15 protein-coding genes are annotated in these 18,081 nt (G+C 71.5%); 9 read left to right on the forward strand and 6 right to left on the reverse strand.

Annotated features, from left to right (window positions below; all coding sequences use genetic code 11):
• Nucleotides 1-571: SDR family oxidoreductase (locus CEK69_RS10125; protein ID WP_152245383.1), on the forward strand; the 571-nt coding region annotated here is incomplete at its 5' end.
• Between the two features lie 141 nt (nucleotides 572-712).
• On the opposite strand, the gene CEK69_RS10130 is transcribed toward CEK69_RS10125, so the two are convergent.
• Nucleotides 713-1,450: a sulfurtransferase gene (locus tag CEK69_RS10130; protein WP_152245385.1), complete on the reverse strand. Its 738-nt coding sequence runs from the start codon at nucleotides 1,448-1,450 to the stop codon at nucleotides 713-715.
• Nucleotides 1,451-1,546: 96 nt separating this feature from the next.
• Nucleotides 1,547-1,912 carry a DUF6164 family protein gene (locus CEK69_RS10135; protein WP_017912613.1) on the reverse strand — a complete coding sequence of 122 codons (366 nt, stop codon included), beginning with the start codon at nucleotides 1,910-1,912 and terminating at the stop codon, nucleotides 1,547-1,549.
• 67 nt (nucleotides 1,913-1,979) lie between these two features.
• Here CEK69_RS10135 and CEK69_RS10140 point away from each other — a divergent pair, with 67 nt between their 5' ends.
• Together CEK69_RS10140 and CEK69_RS10145 are read left to right on the forward strand one after the other, a co-directional pair.
• Nucleotides 1,980-2,423 carry an FKBP-type peptidyl-prolyl cis-trans isomerase gene (locus CEK69_RS10140; RefSeq protein WP_152245387.1) on the forward strand — a complete coding sequence of 148 codons (444 nt, stop codon included), beginning with the start codon at nucleotides 1,980-1,982 and terminating at the stop codon, nucleotides 2,421-2,423.
• Between the two features lie 13 nt (nucleotides 2,424-2,436).
• Nucleotides 2,437-3,699: a TIGR03862 family flavoprotein gene (locus CEK69_RS10145; protein WP_152245401.1), complete on the forward strand. Its 1,263-nt coding sequence runs from the start codon at nucleotides 2,437-2,439 to the stop codon at nucleotides 3,697-3,699.
• A 26-nt stretch (nucleotides 3,700-3,725) separates the two neighbouring features.
• On the opposite strand, the gene CEK69_RS10150 is transcribed toward CEK69_RS10145, so the two are convergent.
• The 3 genes from CEK69_RS10150 to CEK69_RS10165 all read right to left on the reverse strand — a co-directional run bounded on the left by CEK69_RS10150 (nucleotide 3,726) and on the right by CEK69_RS10165 (nucleotide 9,336).
• Entirely contained in the window at nucleotides 3,726-5,912 is a 2,187-nt protein-coding gene (locus tag CEK69_RS10150; protein ID WP_152245389.1) for a diguanylate cyclase, read from the reverse strand.
• Nucleotides 5,913-6,273: 361 nt separating this feature from the next.
• On the reverse strand, nucleotides 6,274-7,896 hold the full coding sequence (locus tag CEK69_RS10160) for an FMN-binding glutamate synthase family protein (RefSeq protein WP_152181115.1): 1,623 nt from the start codon (nucleotides 7,894-7,896) through the stop codon (nucleotides 6,274-6,276).
• A gap of 150 nt (nucleotides 7,897-8,046) precedes the next feature.
• Nucleotides 8,047-9,336 (reverse strand): nucleotide sugar dehydrogenase, encoded by a 1,290-nt coding sequence (locus CEK69_RS10165; RefSeq protein WP_152245391.1) that lies wholly within the window; start codon nucleotides 9,334-9,336, stop codon nucleotides 8,047-8,049.
• Nucleotides 9,337-9,700: 364 nt separating this feature from the next.
• Between CEK69_RS10165 and CEK69_RS10170 the strand changes: the two genes are divergently transcribed.
• Both CEK69_RS10170 and CEK69_RS21045 read left to right on the forward strand, forming a co-directional pair.
• A complete protein-coding gene (locus CEK69_RS10170) occupies nucleotides 9,701-10,024 on the forward strand; it encodes a hypothetical protein (RefSeq protein ID WP_017911090.1) in 324 nt (107 codons plus the stop codon).
• A 15-nt stretch (nucleotides 10,025-10,039) separates the two neighbouring features.
• On the forward strand, nucleotides 10,040-10,216 hold the full coding sequence (locus CEK69_RS21045) for a hypothetical protein (RefSeq protein ID WP_193313952.1): 177 nt from the start codon (nucleotides 10,040-10,042) through the stop codon (nucleotides 10,214-10,216).
• A 77-nt stretch (nucleotides 10,217-10,293) separates the two neighbouring features.
• Here the strand turns inward: CEK69_RS21045 and CEK69_RS10175 are convergent, their stop codons facing one another.
• A complete protein-coding gene (locus tag CEK69_RS10175; RefSeq protein ID WP_152245393.1) occupies nucleotides 10,294-11,274 on the reverse strand; it encodes a LacI family DNA-binding transcriptional regulator in 981 nt (326 codons plus the stop codon).
• A 161-nt stretch (nucleotides 11,275-11,435) separates the two neighbouring features.
• Here CEK69_RS10175 and ptsP point away from each other — a divergent pair, with 161 nt between their 5' ends.
• The 4 genes from ptsP (at nucleotide 11,436) to CEK69_RS10195 (ending at nucleotide 18,046) form a co-directional block, all read left to right on the forward strand.
• Nucleotides 11,436-13,949 (forward strand): phosphoenolpyruvate--protein phosphotransferase, encoded by a 2,514-nt coding sequence (ptsP, locus tag CEK69_RS10180; protein ID WP_152245395.1) that lies wholly within the window; start codon nucleotides 11,436-11,438, stop codon nucleotides 13,947-13,949.
• Nucleotides 13,946-14,899, forward strand: coding sequence for a 1-phosphofructokinase (gene pfkB / locus CEK69_RS10185; protein ID WP_152245397.1), 954 nt, complete (start codon nucleotides 13,946-13,948; stop codon nucleotides 14,897-14,899). Before ptsP ends, pfkB begins: the two co-directional genes overlap by 4 nt.
• Nucleotides 14,900-14,954: 55 nt before the next feature.
• On the forward strand, nucleotides 14,955-16,685 hold the full coding sequence (locus CEK69_RS10190; protein WP_152245399.1) for a fructose-specific PTS transporter subunit EIIC: 1,731 nt from the start codon (nucleotides 14,955-14,957) through the stop codon (nucleotides 16,683-16,685).
• A gap of 92 nt (nucleotides 16,686-16,777) precedes the next feature.
• Nucleotides 16,778-18,046 carry a carbohydrate porin gene (locus CEK69_RS10195; RefSeq protein WP_150408945.1) on the forward strand — a complete coding sequence of 423 codons (1,269 nt, stop codon included), beginning with the start codon at nucleotides 16,778-16,780 and terminating at the stop codon, nucleotides 18,044-18,046.
• Nucleotides 18,047-18,081: the final 35 nt, after the last annotated feature.

Raw genomic sequence — 18,081 nt, forward strand, 5'->3', positions numbered from 1 at the left:
CGTGCGCCGCTTCGTCGATGCCGCGCTGGCCCGGTTCGGCCGCATCGACGGGCTGGTCAACAACGCCGGGATCGCCGATCCGCATACCGGCCCGCTGGCGCAATTGTCGCTGCGCGAATGGAACCGGCGGCTCGGGGCGAGCCTGGGCGGTGCGTTCCTGTGCAGCAAACATGCCCTGCCGGCGTTGCGCGACAGCCGCAGCGGCGGCGCCATCGTCAACATCGCCTCCACCCGCGCGCAGCAGTCCGAACCGGACACCGAGGCGTACGCCGCGTCCAAAGGCGGACTGGTGGCCTTCACCCATGCGCTGGCGATCAGCGCCGGGCCGGCGGTGCGGGTCAACTGCATCAGCCCCGGCTGGATCGCCACCGACGCCTGGCGCAAGCCGAATGCGCGGCGCACGCCCAAACTGTCGCGCCAGGATCATGCGCAGCACCCGGCCGGACGGGTCGGTGAGCCGCCGGACATCGGCGCGCTGGCGGTCTATCTGTTGTCGGCGCAGGCCGGCTTCATCACCGGCCAGGAATTCGTGGTCGATGGCGGGATGACGCGCAAGATGCAGTACGCCTGAGGGCGTGGGGATTGGGGATTGGGGAGTCGGGAGTCGGGATTGGCAAAGGCGGGTTGCTGCCAGCTAATGAACGCGGCCCGTCAGGCGAAGCAGCAGCGGCTTCAACGAATCCCCAATCCCGACTCCCAAATCCCGCGGCAATCAGCCGCCCACCATCGGCCGCAACTGCGGATCCAGCGCCACGCGCTCGTCGAAGACGAAGCAGCGGCCGTCGTAGCCTTCGCCCCCCACTTCCTCGAAGTAGCCGAGGATGCCGCCGTCCAGTTGCAGCACGTTGTCCATGCCGTCGGCGCGCATCCACAGCGCGGCCTTCTCGCAGCGGATGCCACCGGTGCAGAAGCTGACCACGGTGGCGTCGGCCAGCGCCGCGCGATGCGGGGCCAGCGCTTCCGGCAGGTCGGTGAACTTGACGATCGGCAGGGTCAGCGCGCCCGCGAAAGTGCCGTAGACCACTTCCTGCGCATTGCGCGTGTCCAGCAGCACCACGCGCCGGCCGGCGTCGTCGTGGCCCTGGCGCAGCCAGCGCTGCAGGGTGGCCGGCGCCACCGCCGGCGCGCGCGCCGCCTCCAGCGGCGAGGCGGCGTCGCGGCGGAAGCTGATGATTTCCGGCTTGACCTTGACCTTCAGCCGCGCGAACGGCTGCTGCGCACTGGGGCTGGTCTTGACGCGCAGATCGGCGAAGCGCGGGTCGGCGCGCAGCTGCGCGTAGAAGCCGTCGATCGCCGCCGGCGCGCCCGCCAGGAACAGGTTGATGCCCTCGCCCGCCACCAGCACCGTGCCGCGCAGCTCGCCGTTCTGCGCCCAGACGTGCAATTGCGCGGCGAGCGCGTCGGGGTCGGCGATGGCGACGAAGTGGTAAGCGGCGGTGTTGGCGATCATCGGTGCATTTTAGAGCCTGCGACGCATGCCCGCTGCAGGAAACGGCCGCCCCACCGCACACCGGCACCTCGGCGACGCGTGTTGCAGCGCGCGCCGCTAGCCGCGCAGCAACAGGAACGGCAGCAGCACCAGCGAGGCGACCAGCAGCATGCCCAGCAGCGTCGCCAGCACAAACAGCGGGCGCTGCCGCAGCAGGCTGGCGAAGGTCTCCGCGCTGCCGTCGCGCAGCGCCGCGGCGCGCTCGGCGCGGGCGCGTTCGCCGCGCTGGGCCTGGTACTCGGCCAGCAGCGTCTTGGCCCGCGCCTGCTCGGCGTCCTCGCGCAACCAGATGCCACCGGCGGAGATGCCGAAGGTGCCGGCGCGGGTTTCGTAGTAGCCGATGCCGGCGGCGTCGAGCAGCGCGCAGACCTCGGCGCGTTCGTCGTCGGGCACGTGACGCAGATTGAGCAGCAGTTTGGCCATGCGCCGCATGATAGCCGCTGCGGCGATGCGCTACCCTTGCACGCCCTGCCCGCCGTGGACGTCCCGCATGCGCCGAATCCTGCTGCTGTTGAACCTGTCGTTGCCGGCGTGGCTGCTGATTGGCTGCACCCCGCCGGGTCCGCCGCCCGGCGGCAGCATCGCCGCGTTCCAGGCCACCGACGAGCGCGTCGGCGACGGCGCCGAGGCCCGCCCCGGCAGCCGGGTCACCGTGCACTACACCGGCTGGCTGTACGACGAGCACGCCAAGAACAAGCGCGGCGAGAAGTTCGACGCCTCGGCCGACCACGGCCAGCCCTTCAGCTTCGTGCTCGGCGCCGGCCAGGTGATCCGCGGCTGGGACGAGGGCGTGGCCGGCATGCGCGTGGGCGGCAAGCGCCTGCTGATGCTGCCGTCGGACTACGGCTACGGCGCCAGCGGCGCCGGCGGGGTGATCCCGCCGGGCGCCTCGCTGGTGTTCGAGGTCGAACTGCTCGATGTCCAGCCGCGTTGAGCCGACTGCGCCGATGCTCGCCAGCAAGCATGCCGCGCCGGTGCGCGGCCGTCTCGCCATCGTCGGCGGCGGTCCGGCCGGGCTGATCGCCGCCGAGACCGCGCGCGCCGCCGGCGCCGAGGTCGACCTGTACGAGGCCAAGGGCTCGGTGGGACGCAAGTTCCTGATCGCCGGCAAGGGCGGCCTCAACCTGACCCACTCCGATCCGTTCGAGCGCTTCGTCGCGCGCTATCGCGAGCGCGCGACGGCGGTCGGCGAGTGGCTGGCCGACTTCGATGCCGACGCGCTGCGCGCCTGGGCGCAGGCGCAGGGCGTGGAGACCTATGTGGGCAGCTCCGGCCGGGTGTTCCCGCTGGATCGCAAGGCCGCACCGCTGCTGCGCGGCTGGGTGCGGCGGCTGAAGGACGCAGGCGTGCGCTTCCACGTGCAGCAGCGCTGGCTGGGCTGGGACGCGGACGGCGCGCTGCGTTTCGCCGGTGCCGACGGCGAGCAGCGCGTGCAGGCCGATGCCTGCGTGCTGGCGCTCGGTGGCGGCAGCTGGCCGCAACTCGGTTCCGACGGCACCTGGCAGGACACGCTGCGCACGCGCGGTGTGGAGGTCGCGCCGCTGCAGCCGGCCAACTGCGGCTTCGACGTGGACTGGAGCGCCTATTTCCGCGAACGCCACGCGGGAGCCCCGCTGAAGCCGGTGGTCGCGCATTGGCACGATGCGCAGGGCCAGGCACAGTCGCTGCAGGGCGAGTGCGTGGTTGGCGAGCACGGCATCGAAGGCAGCCTGATCTATGCGCTGGCCGCGGATCTGCGCGATTCCATCGCCGCACACGGCCCGGCCACGCTGTGGCTGGACCTGGCACCGGGCCGCGACCTGCCGCGGCTGCAGGCCGAACTGGGCAAGCCGCGCGGCGGCCGCAGCTTCGGCGAACACCTGCGCCGCCAGGCCGGCATCGACGGGGTCAAGGCGGCGCTGCTGTTCGAGATCCTCGGCAAGCAGGCCGGCCAGGATCCGGCGCTGGCTGCGGCCACGCTCAAGCGCCTGCCGCTGACCCTGCTGCGCCCGCGCCCACTGGCCGAGGCGATCAGCAGCGCCGGCGGAGTGCGCCTGGAAGCGCTGGATGCGCAGTTGATGCTGCGGGCGCTGCCCGGCACCTTCTGCGCCGGCGAAATGCTCGACTGGGAAGCGCCGACCGGCGGCTACCTGCTCACCGCGTGCTTCGCCAGCGGCGTGCGCGCCGGGCGTGGCGCGGTGGCTTGGCTGCAGCGTCAAGCCGCGCACTGACCTCCGGCGCACGCGGCACGCGGCGCTCAGAGCACCGCGATCTGCACCCGCGCCTGCGGATCGCGCTTGGCCACGTACATGGCCTCGTCGGCGCGCTGGGTGAGCAGCACCGGATCGAAACCGGGCCCGGCCTGCACGGCGATGCCGATGCTCGGCTGCAACGGCAGGTGCCGACCACTGACCTCGCAGCCGTCCGCGCACGCCTCCATGATCCGCGCCGCGGCCGCCAGCACTTCGCGTCTGGCGTCGGCCAGGCCTTCCAGCAGCACCACGAACTCGTCGCCGCCCAACCGCGCGATGCTGTCCTGCCCGCGCAGGCAACGCTGCAGCAGCCGCGCGAAGTGCACCAGCAGCGCATCGCCGACGTGGTGGCCGAAACGGTCGTTGACGCTCTTGAAGTCGTTCAGATCCAGGAACATCACCGCCACCTGGCCTTGGCCACGGCGCTCGTTCATGCGCCGCCGCAGGGTCTGGTTCCAGGCCATGCGGTTCGGCAGCCCGGTCAGTTCGTCGCGCAGCGCGCGCTCTTCCAGCAGCCGCGCCAACCGGGTCTGCCCGGTGATGTCGCTGATCATCAGATGCAGGCCGATCCGCTGCGGCGCCAAGGCCACGTCTGGAATCAGGCTGAAATGCATGATCCGCAACGCATCGGTGGCATCGCACAGCTCGGCGTCGAACTGCGCCGGCACGCCCTGCAGCGCCGCCGGCAGGTGGGGTTGCAGCAAGGCCAGTTGCTGCGGGTCCAGCACCTCGTGCAGGCGGCGGCCGATGATGCGCTCCGGCGCCAGCCCGAACCATGCCGCATACGGCCGGTTGACGAACTGGTAGCACAGGTCGTGGTCGAGGTAGGCGATCAGCGCCGGCGCGTTGTCGGCGATGGTGCGCAGCTGCGCTTCGCTGTCGCGCAGGCGGTGTTCGGCCAGATGCTGCTCGGTGATGTCCTGGATATGGGTGACGAAGTGCAGCGGACGCTGCTGTTCGTCCCGCACCAGCGATACCGACAGGCGCGCACGCACGGTGTGGCCGTCGCGATGGCGGTAGCGCTTTTCGCTGCGGTAGTCGCTGCGGCGGCCGGCGATCAACGCGGCCACCTGTTCCATGTCCTCGGCCAGATCTTCGGGATGGGTCAGATCCTGGAAACGCAACTCCAGCAGTTCCTCGCGGCTGTAGCCGAGCATCGCGCACAAGGCGTCGTTGACGTCCAGCCAGTGCCCTTCCAGCGACACCAGCGCCATGCCGTGCGCGGCCGCCGAGAACGCGCCGGAGAAACGCTGCCCGGCCAGCAGCGCCGCATGCGACGCCGCGCGTTCGACGCTGACGTCGCGCATCACGCACACCGCGCCCAGGCTGCGCCCATCGCCGCCGTCCAGCCGTTCCGCATTGCACAGCACGCTGCGCGGCGCCTGCCCCTTGGCGGCGATCACGATCTCCGCATCGCGCACCGATTCGCCGCGCCAGGCACGGACCAGCGGCACCTCGTCACTGGTCAGCAGCCGCTGGCCGCTAGCGTCGAACAGGTCGAAGTACTTCGCCCACTGCTCGGGCGGCAAGGCGCGCGGATCGGCGCCGTGCCACTGCCGCGCCACCTGGTTGAACTCGCCCAGTGTGCCGTCGGCCTGGCACGACACCACGCCGTCGGGCATGGTTTCCAGCAGCAGGCTCAGCGTCTTGGCCTGGTCGTGGGCGATGCGCGCGTCGCGGCGCGCCTCCAGATGCGCGGTGACCTGCCTGGCCAGGCGCTGCAGACCTTCGCGCTGGCGTGCGTCCAACTGCCGCGGACGGATGTCGATCACGCACAGAGTGCCGTAGCTGTAGCCCTGGTCGCCGATCAGCGGCATGCCGGCGTAGAAACGCAGGTGTGGCGCGCCGCACACCAGCGGGTTGCCGGCGAAACGCGGATCCAGCGTGGCGTCCGGCACCTCCAGCAACTGCGGCTCCAGCAAGGCATAGGTGCAGAACGCCATCTCGCGCGGATACCCGGTGGTGCCGGCAGGCAGGCCGCAACTGGCCTTGAGCCATTGCCGGCGCTCGTCGATCAGCGAAATCAGCGCGATCGGCACCTCGCACAACTGGCTGGTCAGCCAGATCAGGTCGTCGAACGCCGGTTCCGGTGCAGTGTCCAGCATCCCCAGCTCGGCCAGCGCGCGCAGGCGCTCGGCTTCGTCGACGGGCAGCGGCGCGGGAACGACGTCGGGGACCGAGGGCTGATTCATGCGCGGCACGCTGAGAAGGAACCGGCACGATAACGGGCGGCGGCAGCGATGGCGAGCATGCGTGACCGATGCGGCGATGCAAAAAAGCGAACGCCCCGCCCCTTCGCCGTCACAACGCACCGGTTGTGGGATGCCTACCTAACCGCACCGCCAGCGCGGCGCGCTTCTCCATGAACACGCAATCGAGGGCGATCCCGCTGGGATGCGGGTAGCTTCCCTCGCTTACCACGGCATCGCCCTGCGCAAGGTAGAACGCCACCGCATTCAGCGCCGCGGCGAGATGGATGCGCGGACACGGCGCCAGGCGCTGCTCCAGCGCCTGCAGCAGGCGCCGGCCGCAACCGCGCCGACGGCGCCTCGCTCATTGCGACTTGCTGTCGCGCAGGCGGCGGATGCGTTCCGGCGGCTGGAACGAATCGCTGCGCGCGTCGCCCCAGTAATCGTGGAAGACCGCATGGTCGGGCACGGTGCGCAGCAGTTCGCCCGGCTCCAGGTAGCGGTACAGCGAGGCCAGCGAGCGGATCTCCACCTGCGAGATGCGGCGCAGGATGTGCTCCGGCCCCAGTTGCGACGGATGCGTCAGCCCGGCGGCACTGAGCAGTTCGCGCAGCGCCTTGAGCGTGTTGGCGTGGTAGTGCGCGACCCGGGTGGCCTTGTCGGTGGGGTCCAGGTGCTGCCAGCGGCGACGGTCCTGGGTGGCGATGCCGGTCGGGCAGCGGTCGCTGTGGCAGCTCAGCGACTGGATGCAGCCCAGCGCGAACATGAAGCCGCGCCCGGCATTGCACCAGTCCGCGCCCAGCGCCAGGGTGCGCGCGATGTCGAAGGCGCTGGTGATCTTGCCGGCGGCGCCGAGCTTGATGCGCTCGCGGATATCCAGCCCGACCAGGGTGTTGTGCACCAGCAGCAGGGCCTCGTGCATCGGCACGCCGACGTGGTCGATGAACTCCGCCGGCGCCGCGCCGGTGCCGCCCTCGGCGCCGTCGACGACGATGAAATCCGGGTACAGGCCGCTTTCCTGCATCGCCTTGGCGATGGCGAACCACTCCCAGGGGTGGCCGATGGCCAGCTTGAAACCGGTGGGCTTGCCGCCGGACAGTTCGCGCAGCCGCGCCACGAACTGCAGCAGCTCCAGCGGCGTGGAGAACGCCGAATGCCGCGACGGCGACACGCAGTCCTGGCCCATGGCGACGCCGCGGGTGGCGGCGATCTCGGCACTGACCTTGGCCGCCGGCAGCACGCCGCCGTGGCCCGGCTTGGCGCCCTGCGAGAGCTTGATCTCGATCATCTTGACCTGCTCCAGCGTGGCGTTGGCGACGAAGCGCTGCGGGTCGAAGCGCCCCTCCTCGTCGCGGCAGCCGAAGTAGCCCGAGCCGATCTCCCACACCAGGTCGCCGCCGCACTCGCGGTGGTAGGGCGAGATCGAGCCCTCGCCGGTGTCGTGGTAGAAGCCGCCCTGGCGCGCGCCGGCGTTGAGCGCGCGGATGGCGTTGGCCGACAGCGCGCCGAAGCTCATCGCCGAGATGTTGAACACGCTGGCCGCGTACGGCTGCGCGCAGCCGGCGCCGATGGTGACGCGGAAGTCGTGGTCGGCGATCTCGCTGGTGGCCAGCGAATGGTTGATCCATTCGTAGTCCGGCGCGTAGGTGCTGCGCTGGGTGCCGAACGGCACCACGTCCATCACGTTCTTGGCGCGCTGGTAGACCAGGGCGCGCTGCTGCCGCGAGAACGGCGCCTCCTCGATGTCGCTCTGCAGGAAGTACTGACGCATCTCCGGGCCGACCGATTCCAGGCCGTAGCGGAAATGCGCCAGGATCGGGTAGTTGCGGCGCAGGGTGCTGCGGGTCTGCAGCAGGTCCACGGTGCCCAGCACCGCCAGCACCGCGAAGGCCGCCACGCCCCAGCCCCACAGCGGCCAGATCGCGCACAGGGCGATGGACAGCGCCAGCAGCACGCAGCTGGCGATATAGGCTAGGTAGCGGTGCATTGCGGTCCTCGCAGGCGTCGTAAGCCGGCGAGTGTAGAGGGTGTCGCGGCCATGGCGTTGCAACCGCCGTCGGAGCCGCTTGGCGCAGGTACAGCCAGCGCATGCCAATGCACCGGTGACACCAGACGGTACGCGCGCCCGAGAACTGCGCTACAGCCGGTCGTCCACCGCCGCGCGCGGCCACACCGACTTGACGTCGTAGACCACCAGATCGGGTGTGCCGAGGGCACGGATCTGCGCCGCGTCCAGGTCGCGGTAGGCCGCGTGCGCCACCGCCAGCACCACCGCGTCATAGCGGCCGGGCACCGGCTCGGGCAGCAGGTCCACGCCATGCGCCTGCGCCGCCTGCGGGTCGGCCCAGGGATCGCAGGCATCGACGCGGGCGCCGGCCGCGGCCAGCGCCTGCACCAGCTCCAGCGCGCGGCTGTTGCGCAGGTCCGGGCAGTTCTCCTTGAAGGTGACGCCGAGCACCAGCACGGACGCATCGGCCATCGCCACGCCCTTGCCGGCCAGCAGCGCCTGCACCCGCGCAGCGACGTGCGCGCCGACCCGGTTGTTGACCTGGCGCGCGGTGTGGATCAGGTCCGGGTGGTAGCCCACGCTCTCGGACTTGTGCAGCAGGTAGTACGGATCCACGCCGATGCAGTGGCCGCCGACCAGGCCGGGCCGGAACGGCAGGAAGTTCCACTTGGTGCCGGCCGCGTCCAGCACGTCCTGGGTATCGATGCCGAGGCGGTCGAAGATGAGGGCGAGTTCGTTGACCAGGGCGATGTTGACGTCGCGCTGGATGTTCTCGACCACCTTGGCCGCCTCGGCCACGCGGATCGACGGCGCGCGCCAGGTGCCGGCGGCGATGATGCCGGCGTACAGCGCGTCCACCGCATCGGCGGCGGCCGGGTTCGAGCCGGAGGTGATCTTGCGGATGTCGGCCAGGCGCCGCTGGCGGTCGCCGGGATTGACCCGCTCCGGGCTGTAGCCGCAATGGAAGTCGACGTCGCAGCGCAATCCCGAGCCCTGCTCCAGCAGCGGCACGCAGACTTCCTCGGTGGTGCCCGGGTAGACGGTGGACTCGTAGATCACCAGGTCGCCGCGCTTGAGCACGCCGGCCAGCAACTCGCTGGCCTGGCGCAGCGGCTGCAGGTCGGGCTGCTCGTGCGCGTCGATCGGGGTCGGCACGGTCACGATGTACACGTTGCGGTCACGCAGCGCCGCCGCGTCGTCGCTGTAGCGCAGGTGCACGCCGGCGCGCAGTTCCTCGGCCTCCAGTTCCAGGGTCTGGTCGTGCCCGTCGCGCAGTTGCGCCACGCGCTGCGCATCGATGTCGTAGCCGAGCGTGTCGTGGCGGGCGCCGAACGCCACCGCCAGCGGCAGGCCCACATAACCGAGACCGATCACGGCGATGCGCGGCGGCGCGGAATCGAGCACGGAAGCAACGGGCATGCCAGTCCTTTGCGGGCACCAGCGGCGGCGGCCGTCGGCGCGTGAGGGGGAAACGGGGTGCCCGCGGACGCGGACGCTGTCCATGGTAAGCCGCTCGAGCGGCGCGGACCAAGTCGATCCGCGGAACGCCGGGGCTGCGCTTGCGTGTCGCGCCTTCACACGCATCGCGGGCCGCCTTCACAACGCCGTGTGTGAAAGGCGGCGTCCAACATCACGCTTTGTGGCCGTGTGAGCGCGCGTCTTGTCATGCACACCACATGAGCACCACCTCACCTTTACGCACCGCGGCCTAGGGTGATGGAGCGGTGGCTGCCAGGGGGGCACCCTCCGCCTCCCTCTTTCCTCTCACTCAAGGAGAACTCGCGTGAGTCACGCTCCGAGCCTGCTCGTGGACGTCGAAGCCGAATTGGCGCATTGGAAGGCGCTGCACGCGGCGGGCAAACTGGGGTCGCAGTCGTTCAGCGAACATGCGCGCCTGATCAAGATGGCCTGCGATGTGTTCCTGCAGTTGCCGCGCGAATCCAACGACGTGCGATTGCAGCGCCTGCGTCAGCGCTACGACGCCGAACACCCCTGGCCGCGCATCGCCTGGAGCGATGCCGAAACCCTGGTCGTCGCCTGCTGGGCACGCCTCGACGGCTCCGAGCAGCACGACCGCCATCCGGATCCGGCGCCCACCCCCGCCTGATCCAGGAGGTTCGTCATGTCCCCGCCCGCCAACCGCGACAACGCCCACGATTCCCAGCAACGCAGCCACACGCCGGACAAGATCCACAACGACGACGCGCAGTGGAAGGATCGCGACCAACCCGATAGCGACGCCAAGCGCGACCACGCCGATCCCGAACACGACTATCCGCGGCCGGACGGCAGCGAGTAAGGACGCCAAGAATCCCGCTGCGGCACACCACGGTCGCCGCAGCGGCACCCCTGCCCAACCGCACCGAACGTCGAGGGTCAGCGCAAGCTCGAGCCGCGCACGATGCAGCGGCCACTGAGCACCACCTTGCGGGTCGGCTGCGTCGGCGCGTTCATCCGCTCCAGCAGCAGCGACATCGCGGTGCGGCCCATCTCTTCCACCGGCTGTTCGATCACGGTGATGCCGGGTTCGACCAGGTCGGTCCAGCTTTCGTTGTCGAAGCCGGCCAGCGCCAGATCCTGCGGAATGCGCAGGCCGGCGCCGCGCGCGGCCTTCAGCGCGCCCATCAGCAGCAGGCTGTTGCTGGCCACCAGCGCGTCCGGTCGCGGCGTCTGCGCCAGCCAGGCCTGGACCTCGGCGATCGCCGCCTCCGCGCTCGGTGCCACCTCGCGGTAATCCGGCGTCAGCCCGTGCCCGCGCATCGCCTCCAGATAGCCGTCGCGACGCTCGGCGGCGGTGCTGCTGGTCTTGCCGAACAGGCCGCCGATGCGGCGCACGCCCTGGGCAACCAGATGATCGACCAGCGCCGCCATCGCCGCGGCGTTGTCCAGCACCACGCTGTCGTGCGTACCACTCTTGCCGGCGCGGTCCAGCAGCACCACCGGATGATCGAAGCTCAACTTGCCCAGTTGGCTCTGGGTGGTGCGGGTGGGGGCGAAGATCAGCCCGCTGACCCGCTCTTCCTGCATCAGTTGCAGATACAGCGCCTCGCGCTGCGGATCCTCGTCGGTATTGCACAGGATCACGCGCATGCCGGCGCGGTAGGCCACGTCCTCGACTGCGCGAATGGCCGCGGTGAAGAAAGGATTGCGGATGTCGGCGACGATCAGCCCCACCACCCCGGAGTGCTGCGAGCGTAGCCGCCGTGCCATCAGGTTGGGGCGGTAGCCGGTCTCGCGCACCGCCGCTTCCACCCGCGCCCGCACCTCCTCGCTGACCGGGCCGTGGCCCAGTGCGCGCGACACCGTCGAGGTCGAGACGCCGGCGACGCGCGCCACGTCGTGGATGCTGACGCTCACTGGCAACGTTCCCGCTTCTTTTCCATGTCGACCCCCTGTCGTGTGGCGCCACCAGATAGTAGCACCAGGCTTTTCCGAAAGAATTGTGCACCGCACATTGACGATCGACTGGGAACGTTCCCACACTGCGCCCACTTGCCGCCCACCCTCAAGGATTCCGCGTGTCCCAGACGCCCGCCTCTCCCCTGGTTTCCAGCGACTTGGTCCGGGTCGATGTCCAGGCCCGCGACAAGGCCGACGCGATCGCCCAGGCGGCGCGGTTGCTGGTCGCCGCCGGCTGCGTGCCGCCGGCCTACGAGGCCAGCATGCTGCGCCGCGAAGCGCTGGCCAACACCTTCCTGGGGCATGGCGTGGCGATCCCGCACTGCACCGGCGAGGACCGCCACCTGGTACGCCGCGACGGCATCGCGGTGCTGCAGCTGCGCGACGGCGTGGAGTGGAACCCGGGCCAGACCACGCACCTGGTGGTCGCCATCGCCGCCCAGTCCGACACCCACATCGCCGTGCTGCGGCGCCTGACCCGGCTGATCCAGGATCCGCCCAAGCTGGAGGCGCTGTTCGCCAGCGACGACCCGCAGGCGATCGTCGCCGCCCTGAGCGAGGATGCGGCCGCCCCCGCGCCCGCCGCCCCGGCCAGCGACCTGGCCGAGCGCTTCGACTGGACCGTGCGCTACCCCACCGGGCTGCACGCGCGCCCGGCCACGCGCTGGGTGGAAACCGCGCGCGGCTTCGCGGCCCGCATCCAGGTGCGCGCCGGCGACCAGGTCGGCGACGCCAAGAATCTGGTGTCGCTGCTGCAACTGGGCCTGCACGCCGGCGACACCGTGACCATTTCGGCCGAAGGCCAGGACGCCGCCGCGGCGCTGGCACGGCTGCGCAGCGTGATCGACGGCCTGACCGCGCAGGAGCAGGCCGATGCCGACGCCGCGGCGCAACGTCGCGCCGCGCCGGTCGCCGGCTGGACCCCGCCGCAGGCGCAGCCGGCCATCGTCGGCATCGGCGCCAGCCCCGGCTTGGCGATCGGCGTGGTGCACAAGCTGGCCGGCCACGACGTCGCGGTGGCGGACACGCCCGTGCCGCTGAGCGACGGCGGCGCCCTGCTGCACGACGCCCTGCAGCGCACCCGCACGCAACTGCAGGCCATCGAAGAGGACACCCGGCGCCGCCTCGGCGCCGGCGATGCGGCGATCTTCCGCGCCCAGGCCGAACTGCTCAACGACACCGACCTGATCACCCTGGCCTGCCAACTGATGGTCGAGGGCCACGGCGTCGCCTGGTCCTGGCAGCAGTCGGTGGAGCGCCTGGCCAACAAGCTTTCGGCGCTGGGCAATGCGGTGCTGGCCGGACGCGCCAGCGACCTGCGCGACGTCGGCCGCCGGGTGCTGGCGCACCTGGATCCGAGCCTGGCCGGCGGCAGCCTGGCGCAGCTGCCGGCCGCCCCGTGCGTCCTGCTCGCCCACGACCTGTCGCCGTCGGATACCGCCAACCTCGACACCGGCCGCGTGCTCGGCCTGGCCACCGTCGTGGGCGGACCGACCTCGCACACCGCGATCCTTTCGCGCACCCTCGGCCTGCCGGCGCTGGTCGCCGGCGGCGCCGACCTGCTGGACCTGGAGGACGGCGCCACCGTCATCGTCGACGGCAGCAGCGGCCGCCTGTACCTGGCGCCGTCGGAGGCCGACCTGGCCTCGGCCCGCGCCTACATCGAGGAACAGCAGCAACTGCGCGCGCGCGAGGCCGAGCAGCGCAACCAGCCGGCACAGACCGAGGACGGCCATCGCCTGGAGATCGGCGCCAACGTCAACCTGCCCGAGCAGGTCGCCGCGGCACTGGCGCAGGGCGCCGAGAGCGTGGGCCTGATGCGCACCGAATTCCTGTTCCTGGAGCGCGGCAGCACCCCCAGCGAGGACGAGCAGTACGCCACCTACACGGCGATGGCGCAGGCGCTGGACGGCCGCGCGCTGATCGTGCGCGCCCTGGACATCGGCGGCGACAAGCAGGTCGCGCACCTGAACCTGCCGCGCGAGGACAACCCGTTCCTGGGCGTGCGCGGCGCGCGCCTGCTACTGCGCCGCGCCGACCTGCTGCAACCGCAGCTGCGCGCGCTGTACCGCGCGGCCAAGGACGGCGCGCGCCTGGCGATCATGTTCCCGATGATCACCTCGGCGGCGGAACTGCTGACGCTGCGCGCCGAATGCGAGCGCCTGCGCGCGGAACTGCAGGCGCCGGAGGTGCCGCTGGGCATCATGATCGAAGTGCCGGCCGCGGCGATCCAGGCCGATGCGCTGGCGAAACACGCGGACTTCTTCTCGATCGGCACCAACGACCTGACCCAGTACACCCTGGCCATCGACCGCCAGAACCCGGACCTGGCCGCCGAGGCCGACAGCCTGCATCCGGCGGTGCTGCGCCTGATCCGCACCACCGTCGAGGGCGCCGCGCGCCACGGCCGCTGGGTCGGCGTGTGCGGCGGCCTGGCCGGCGATGCGTTCGGCGCGGCGCTGCTGGCCGGGCTGGGCGTGCACGAACTGTCGATGACCCCCAACGACATCCCCGCGGTGAAGGCGCGCCTGCGCGGCAGCCGCCTGGACGCGCTGCAGGCGCTGGCGCAGCGCGCGCTGGAGTGCGAGAGCGCGGCGGACGTGCGCGCGCTCGACGGCGGAGCCGACGCATGAGCGTCGATGCCGTCACCGTCACTCTGAACCCGGCGATCGACCTGACCGTGGCGATCGACCGGCTGCAGCCCGGCCAGGTGCACCGTGCGCGCAGCGCCCACGCCATCGCCGGCGGCAAGGGCATCAACGTCGCCGCCTGCCTGGCCGATGCCGGCCTGCGCTGCGCCGCGCTCGGCGTGCTCGGCGCGGACAACGCGCAGGCGTTCGAGGCGCTGTTCGCCGAACGCGGCATCGACGACCGCTGCCTGCGCGTGCCCGGCGACACCCGCACCAACCTCAAGCTGGTCGCCGACGACAGCGGCGCCACCACCGACATCAACCTGCCCGGCCTGGCCCTGGACCAGGCGCAGCTCGACAGCGTCGGCGCGCGCCTGGCCGAACTGCTGCGCCCCGACCTGCCGGTGGTGCTCTGCGGCAGCCTGCCGGCCGGCCTGGCCGAGGACACCTGGCGGCATCTGCAGGCGCAGGCCGCCGCGGCCGGTGCGCGGGTGCTGCTGGACACCAGCGGTGCGCCGCTGCACGCCGCCCTGGACGCGCCGCGCGCACAACTGCCGTTCGCGATCAAGCCCAACCGCCACGAACTGGAGGAGTGGGCCGGCGCGCCGCTGGCGAGCACCGCCGAGCTGCTCGGCGCCGCACGCGCCTTGCTGGCGCGCGGCATCGGCCTGGTGGCGGTGTCGCTGGGCAGCGACGGCGCGCTGTTCGTGCGCGGCGAGCAGGCGCTGCTGGCGCAGCCGCCACAGGTGACCGGCGGCAGCAGCGTCGGCGCCGGCGATGCCATGGTCGCCGGCCTGGTCGCGGCATTGCGCGCCGACGCCGACCTGGCGACCTGCGCGCGCCAGGCCACCGCCTTCGCCGTGGCCACGCTGGGCAGCGGCGTCGCCCGCCGGCTGCCGCGCGAGCACCTGGCCGAGCTGGCCGCCGCGGTCCGCGTGGAGACCCTGGCATGACTTCCGTCGCGTCGCTGCTGTGCGCCGCGCCCTCTTGCGCTCATCGGGAGCCCGCATGAATCCGATCCTCGTGGTGATCGCCGCCGGCGATCGCAGTACCGAAGCCGTCCTCGCCGCCGAGGCGCTGCGGCATGCCGCCACGCTGCGGGGCGCCGTCCTGCAGGCCGAGGTGCGTACGCCGCAGGGCGTGATCGCACCGCTGGACCTGGCCGCCGCATCCGCCGCCGCGCCGCTGCTGCTGGTCGGCGACGGCGACGTCGATGCCGCCCGCTTCGCCGGTCGCCGCGTGCAGCGCAGCGCGCTGGACGCGGTGCTGGCCGACGCCGGCGCGGTGCTGGCGCCGCTGCTGGCCGCCGCGACGTCCGACGCCGCCGCCGTGCCGGCCCCGGCCGACAATACCGAGGGCGCCGGCAAGCGCATCGTCGCCATCACCTCCTGTCCCACCGGCATCGCCCACACCTTCATGGCCGCCGAAGGCCTGCAGCAGGCGGCCAAGCTGCTGGGCCACCAGATCCGGGTGGAAACCCAGGGCTCGGTCGGCGCGCAGGACGCGCTCAGCGACGAGGAGATCGCCGCCGCCGACCTGGTGCTGATCGCCGCCGACCGCGAGGTCGATCTGGGCCGCTTCGGCGGCAAGCGCCTGTTCAAGAGCGGCACCAAGCCGGCGATCAACGATGGCCCGGCACTGATCCGCAAGGCCCTGGCCGAGGCCAGCGTGCACGCCGCCGGCACCGGCGGCAGCGCCCCGGCCAAGGCCCAGGGCGGCCGCTCCGCCGGCCCGTACAAGCACCTGATGACCGGCGTGTCGTTCATGCTGCCCTTCGTCACCGCCGGCGGCCTGCTGATCGCGCTGGCGTTCGCGCTCGGCGGCATCTACGCCTTCGACGACGCGCACAAGGGCACCCTGGCCTGGTCGCTGTTCCAGATCGGCGCCAAGGCCGGCTTCACCCTGATGGTGCCCGCCCTGGCCGGCTACATCGCCTACTCCATCGCCGACCGCCCCGGCATCGCCCCGGGCATGATCGGCGGCATGGTCGCGGCCAACCTCGGCGCCGGCTTCATCGGCGGCATCCTCGCCGGCTTCATCGCCGGCTATGGCGTGGCCGCGCTGAACCGGGCGATCAAGCTGCCGCGCACGCTCGAGGGCCTGAAGCCGGTGCTGATCCTGCCGGTGCTGGGCACCCTGCTGGTCGGCCTGGCCATGCTCTACGTGGTCGGCCAGCCGGTGGCCGAGCTGCTGGCCTGGCTCACCGAATGGCTGCGCGGCATGCAGGGCAGCAGCGCGGTGCTGCTGGGCCTGCTGCTGGGCGCGATGATGGCCTTCGACATGGGCGGACCGGTCAACAAGGCCGCCTATGCCTTCTCCACCGGCCTGATCGCCAGCCAGGTGTACACGCCGATGGCCGCGGCGATGGTCGCCGGCATGACCCCGCCGCTGGGCATCGCCCTGGCCACCTGGGTGTTCCGCAGCCGCTTCACCCAGGACGAGCGCGGCAGCAGCGCCGCCACCGGCGTGCTCGGCCTGGCCTTCGTCACCGAGGGCGCGATCCCGTACGCCGCACGCGATCCGCTGCGCACCATCCCCGCGCTGATGCTCGGCTCGGCGCTGGCCGGCGCCATCTCGATGGCCGCCGGCGCCGAACTGAAGGTGCCGCACGGCGGTGTGTTCGTGCTGCCGATCCCCAACGCGGTCAGCCACCTGGGCATGTACCTGGTGGCGCTGCTCGCCGGCACCGTGGTCACCGCGGTGGCGCTGCGGGTGCTGAAGAAGCCGGTTCTCGCCTGATCCCGTCCATGCGCCGGCGCGTCGCCATGCGATGCCCCTCCCCCCGTCGCCGCTGGCGGCGCGCCGGCCTTTCCCTGCTGAGGAGTTCCGCCATGTCCCGTCCCCTCGTCTCGTCCCTGCCCCTGGCCACCCTGGCGCTGGCGCTCGCCGCACCGCTGGCCCATGCCCAGGACGCCAGCGACGCCTTCAAGCTCAAGCTCGCCTACACCGGCGAAGGCGCCGTGTCGCTGGACGGCGGCAAGCATGAGGGCAGCGCATACGCCGGGCAGCTGATGTTCGGCACCGACGTGGACCTGCAACGGCTGATGGGCTGGAACGGCGCCACGCTGAAGGTCTACGGCATCAATCGCCACGGCACCAACCTGGCCAACGGCAACATCGGCAACAGCACCTCGGTGCAGGAAATCTACGGCGGCCAGGGCACCCGCCTGGCCAACTTCACCATCGACCAGAAGCTGTTCAACGACCGCCTGGAACTGGAGGCCGGCCGCAGCGTGGCCAACATCCACTTCCTGGGCTCGGAGCTGTGCGGCTACTTCCAGGGCAACTCGGCCTGCGGCAACCCGACCTTCGTGTTCCGCACCAGCAACTTCACCTACTGGCCGGTGTCCAGCTGGGCCGCGCATGCCAAGGCCTGGGTGACCCCGAACGTCTACGTCCACGTCGGCGCCTACGAGGTCAACCCGATCCAGGCCGAACGCGGCCAGCACGGCCTGAACTGGAGCACCAACGACAGCACCGGGGTGATCGTGCCGTATGCGATCGGCTACAGCACCCAGGCCAGCGGCGCGCGCCTGCCGGCGATGTACGAGCTCGGCGGCTGGCAGGACAATTCGGACTACCGCGATCCGCTCAACGACCGCAACGGCAACCCGGCGCGGCTGAGCGGGCTGGACTACGCCACCCGCAGCGGCCGCTCCGGCGCGTTCTTCCGCTTCGAACAGCAGGTCACCCGCCCCGATCCGGACAGCAATCGCGGGCTGGTGCTGTTCGGCTCGGTGCTCAAGGGCACCTCCGGACAGTTGATCGAAGATCATTTCCTGGAACTGGGCCTGGTCCAGCGCGGCACCTTCGCCAGCCGCCCGCAGGACAACATCGCCTTCGTCGTCACCCAGCAGCACTACAGCGACGACGCCCTGGAAGACCTGCGCCTGGCCCGCGCCGCGGCCGGCGGCAGCGGTACCCCGCACCGCTCCCAGACCATGATGGAACTGAGCTACGGCATCCAGGTGACCCCGCAGCTGCGCATCGCCCCGAACCTGCACTACATCGTGCACCCGGACCAGTTCAACGAGCCGGCGCGTACCCGCGACCTGCCCAATGCCTTGGTGGCAGGGTTGCGGCTGGACTGGGCGCTCTGAGGGGCCGGGATTCGGGATTCGGGATTGGGGATTCG

Source organism: Xanthomonas sp. LMG 12462, from assembly GCF_009192885.1.
Taxonomy (GTDB): domain Bacteria; phylum Pseudomonadota; class Gammaproteobacteria; order Xanthomonadales; family Xanthomonadaceae; genus Xanthomonas_A; species Xanthomonas_A sontii.

Coding starts and splice junctions, on each gene's coding strand:
- CEK69_RS10140 (WP_152245387.1), top strand. CDS start 1,980: ATGCGCCGAATCCTGCTGCTGTTGAACCTGTCGTTGCCGGCGTGGCTG.
- CEK69_RS10145 (WP_152245401.1), top strand. CDS start 2,437: ATGCTCGCCAGCAAGCATGCCGCGCCGGTGCGCGGCCGTCTCGCCATC.
- CEK69_RS10135 (WP_017912613.1), bottom strand. CDS start 1,912: ATGGCCAAACTGCTGCTCAATCTGCGTCACGTGCCCGACGACGAACGC.
- CEK69_RS21045 (WP_193313952.1), top strand. CDS start 10,040: ATGTCCCCGCCCGCCAACCGCGACAACGCCCACGATTCCCAGCAACGC.
- CEK69_RS10165 (WP_152245391.1), bottom strand. CDS start 9,336: ATGCCCGTTGCTTCCGTGCTCGATTCCGCGCCGCCGCGCATCGCCGTG.
- CEK69_RS10150 (WP_152245389.1), bottom strand. CDS start 5,912: ATGAATCAGCCCTCGGTCCCCGACGTCGTTCCCGCGCCGCTGCCCGTC.
- CEK69_RS10160 (WP_152181115.1), bottom strand. CDS start 7,896: ATGCACCGCTACCTAGCCTATATCGCCAGCTGCGTGCTGCTGGCGCTG.
- CEK69_RS10195 (WP_150408945.1), top strand. CDS start 16,778: ATGTCCCGTCCCCTCGTCTCGTCCCTGCCCCTGGCCACCCTGGCGCTG.
- pfkB (WP_152245397.1), top strand. CDS start 13,946: ATGAGCGTCGATGCCGTCACCGTCACTCTGAACCCGGCGATCGACCTG.
- CEK69_RS10190 (WP_152245399.1), top strand. CDS start 14,955: ATGAATCCGATCCTCGTGGTGATCGCCGCCGGCGATCGCAGTACCGAA.
- CEK69_RS10130 (WP_152245385.1), bottom strand. CDS start 1,450: ATGATCGCCAACACCGCCGCTTACCACTTCGTCGCCATCGCCGACCCC.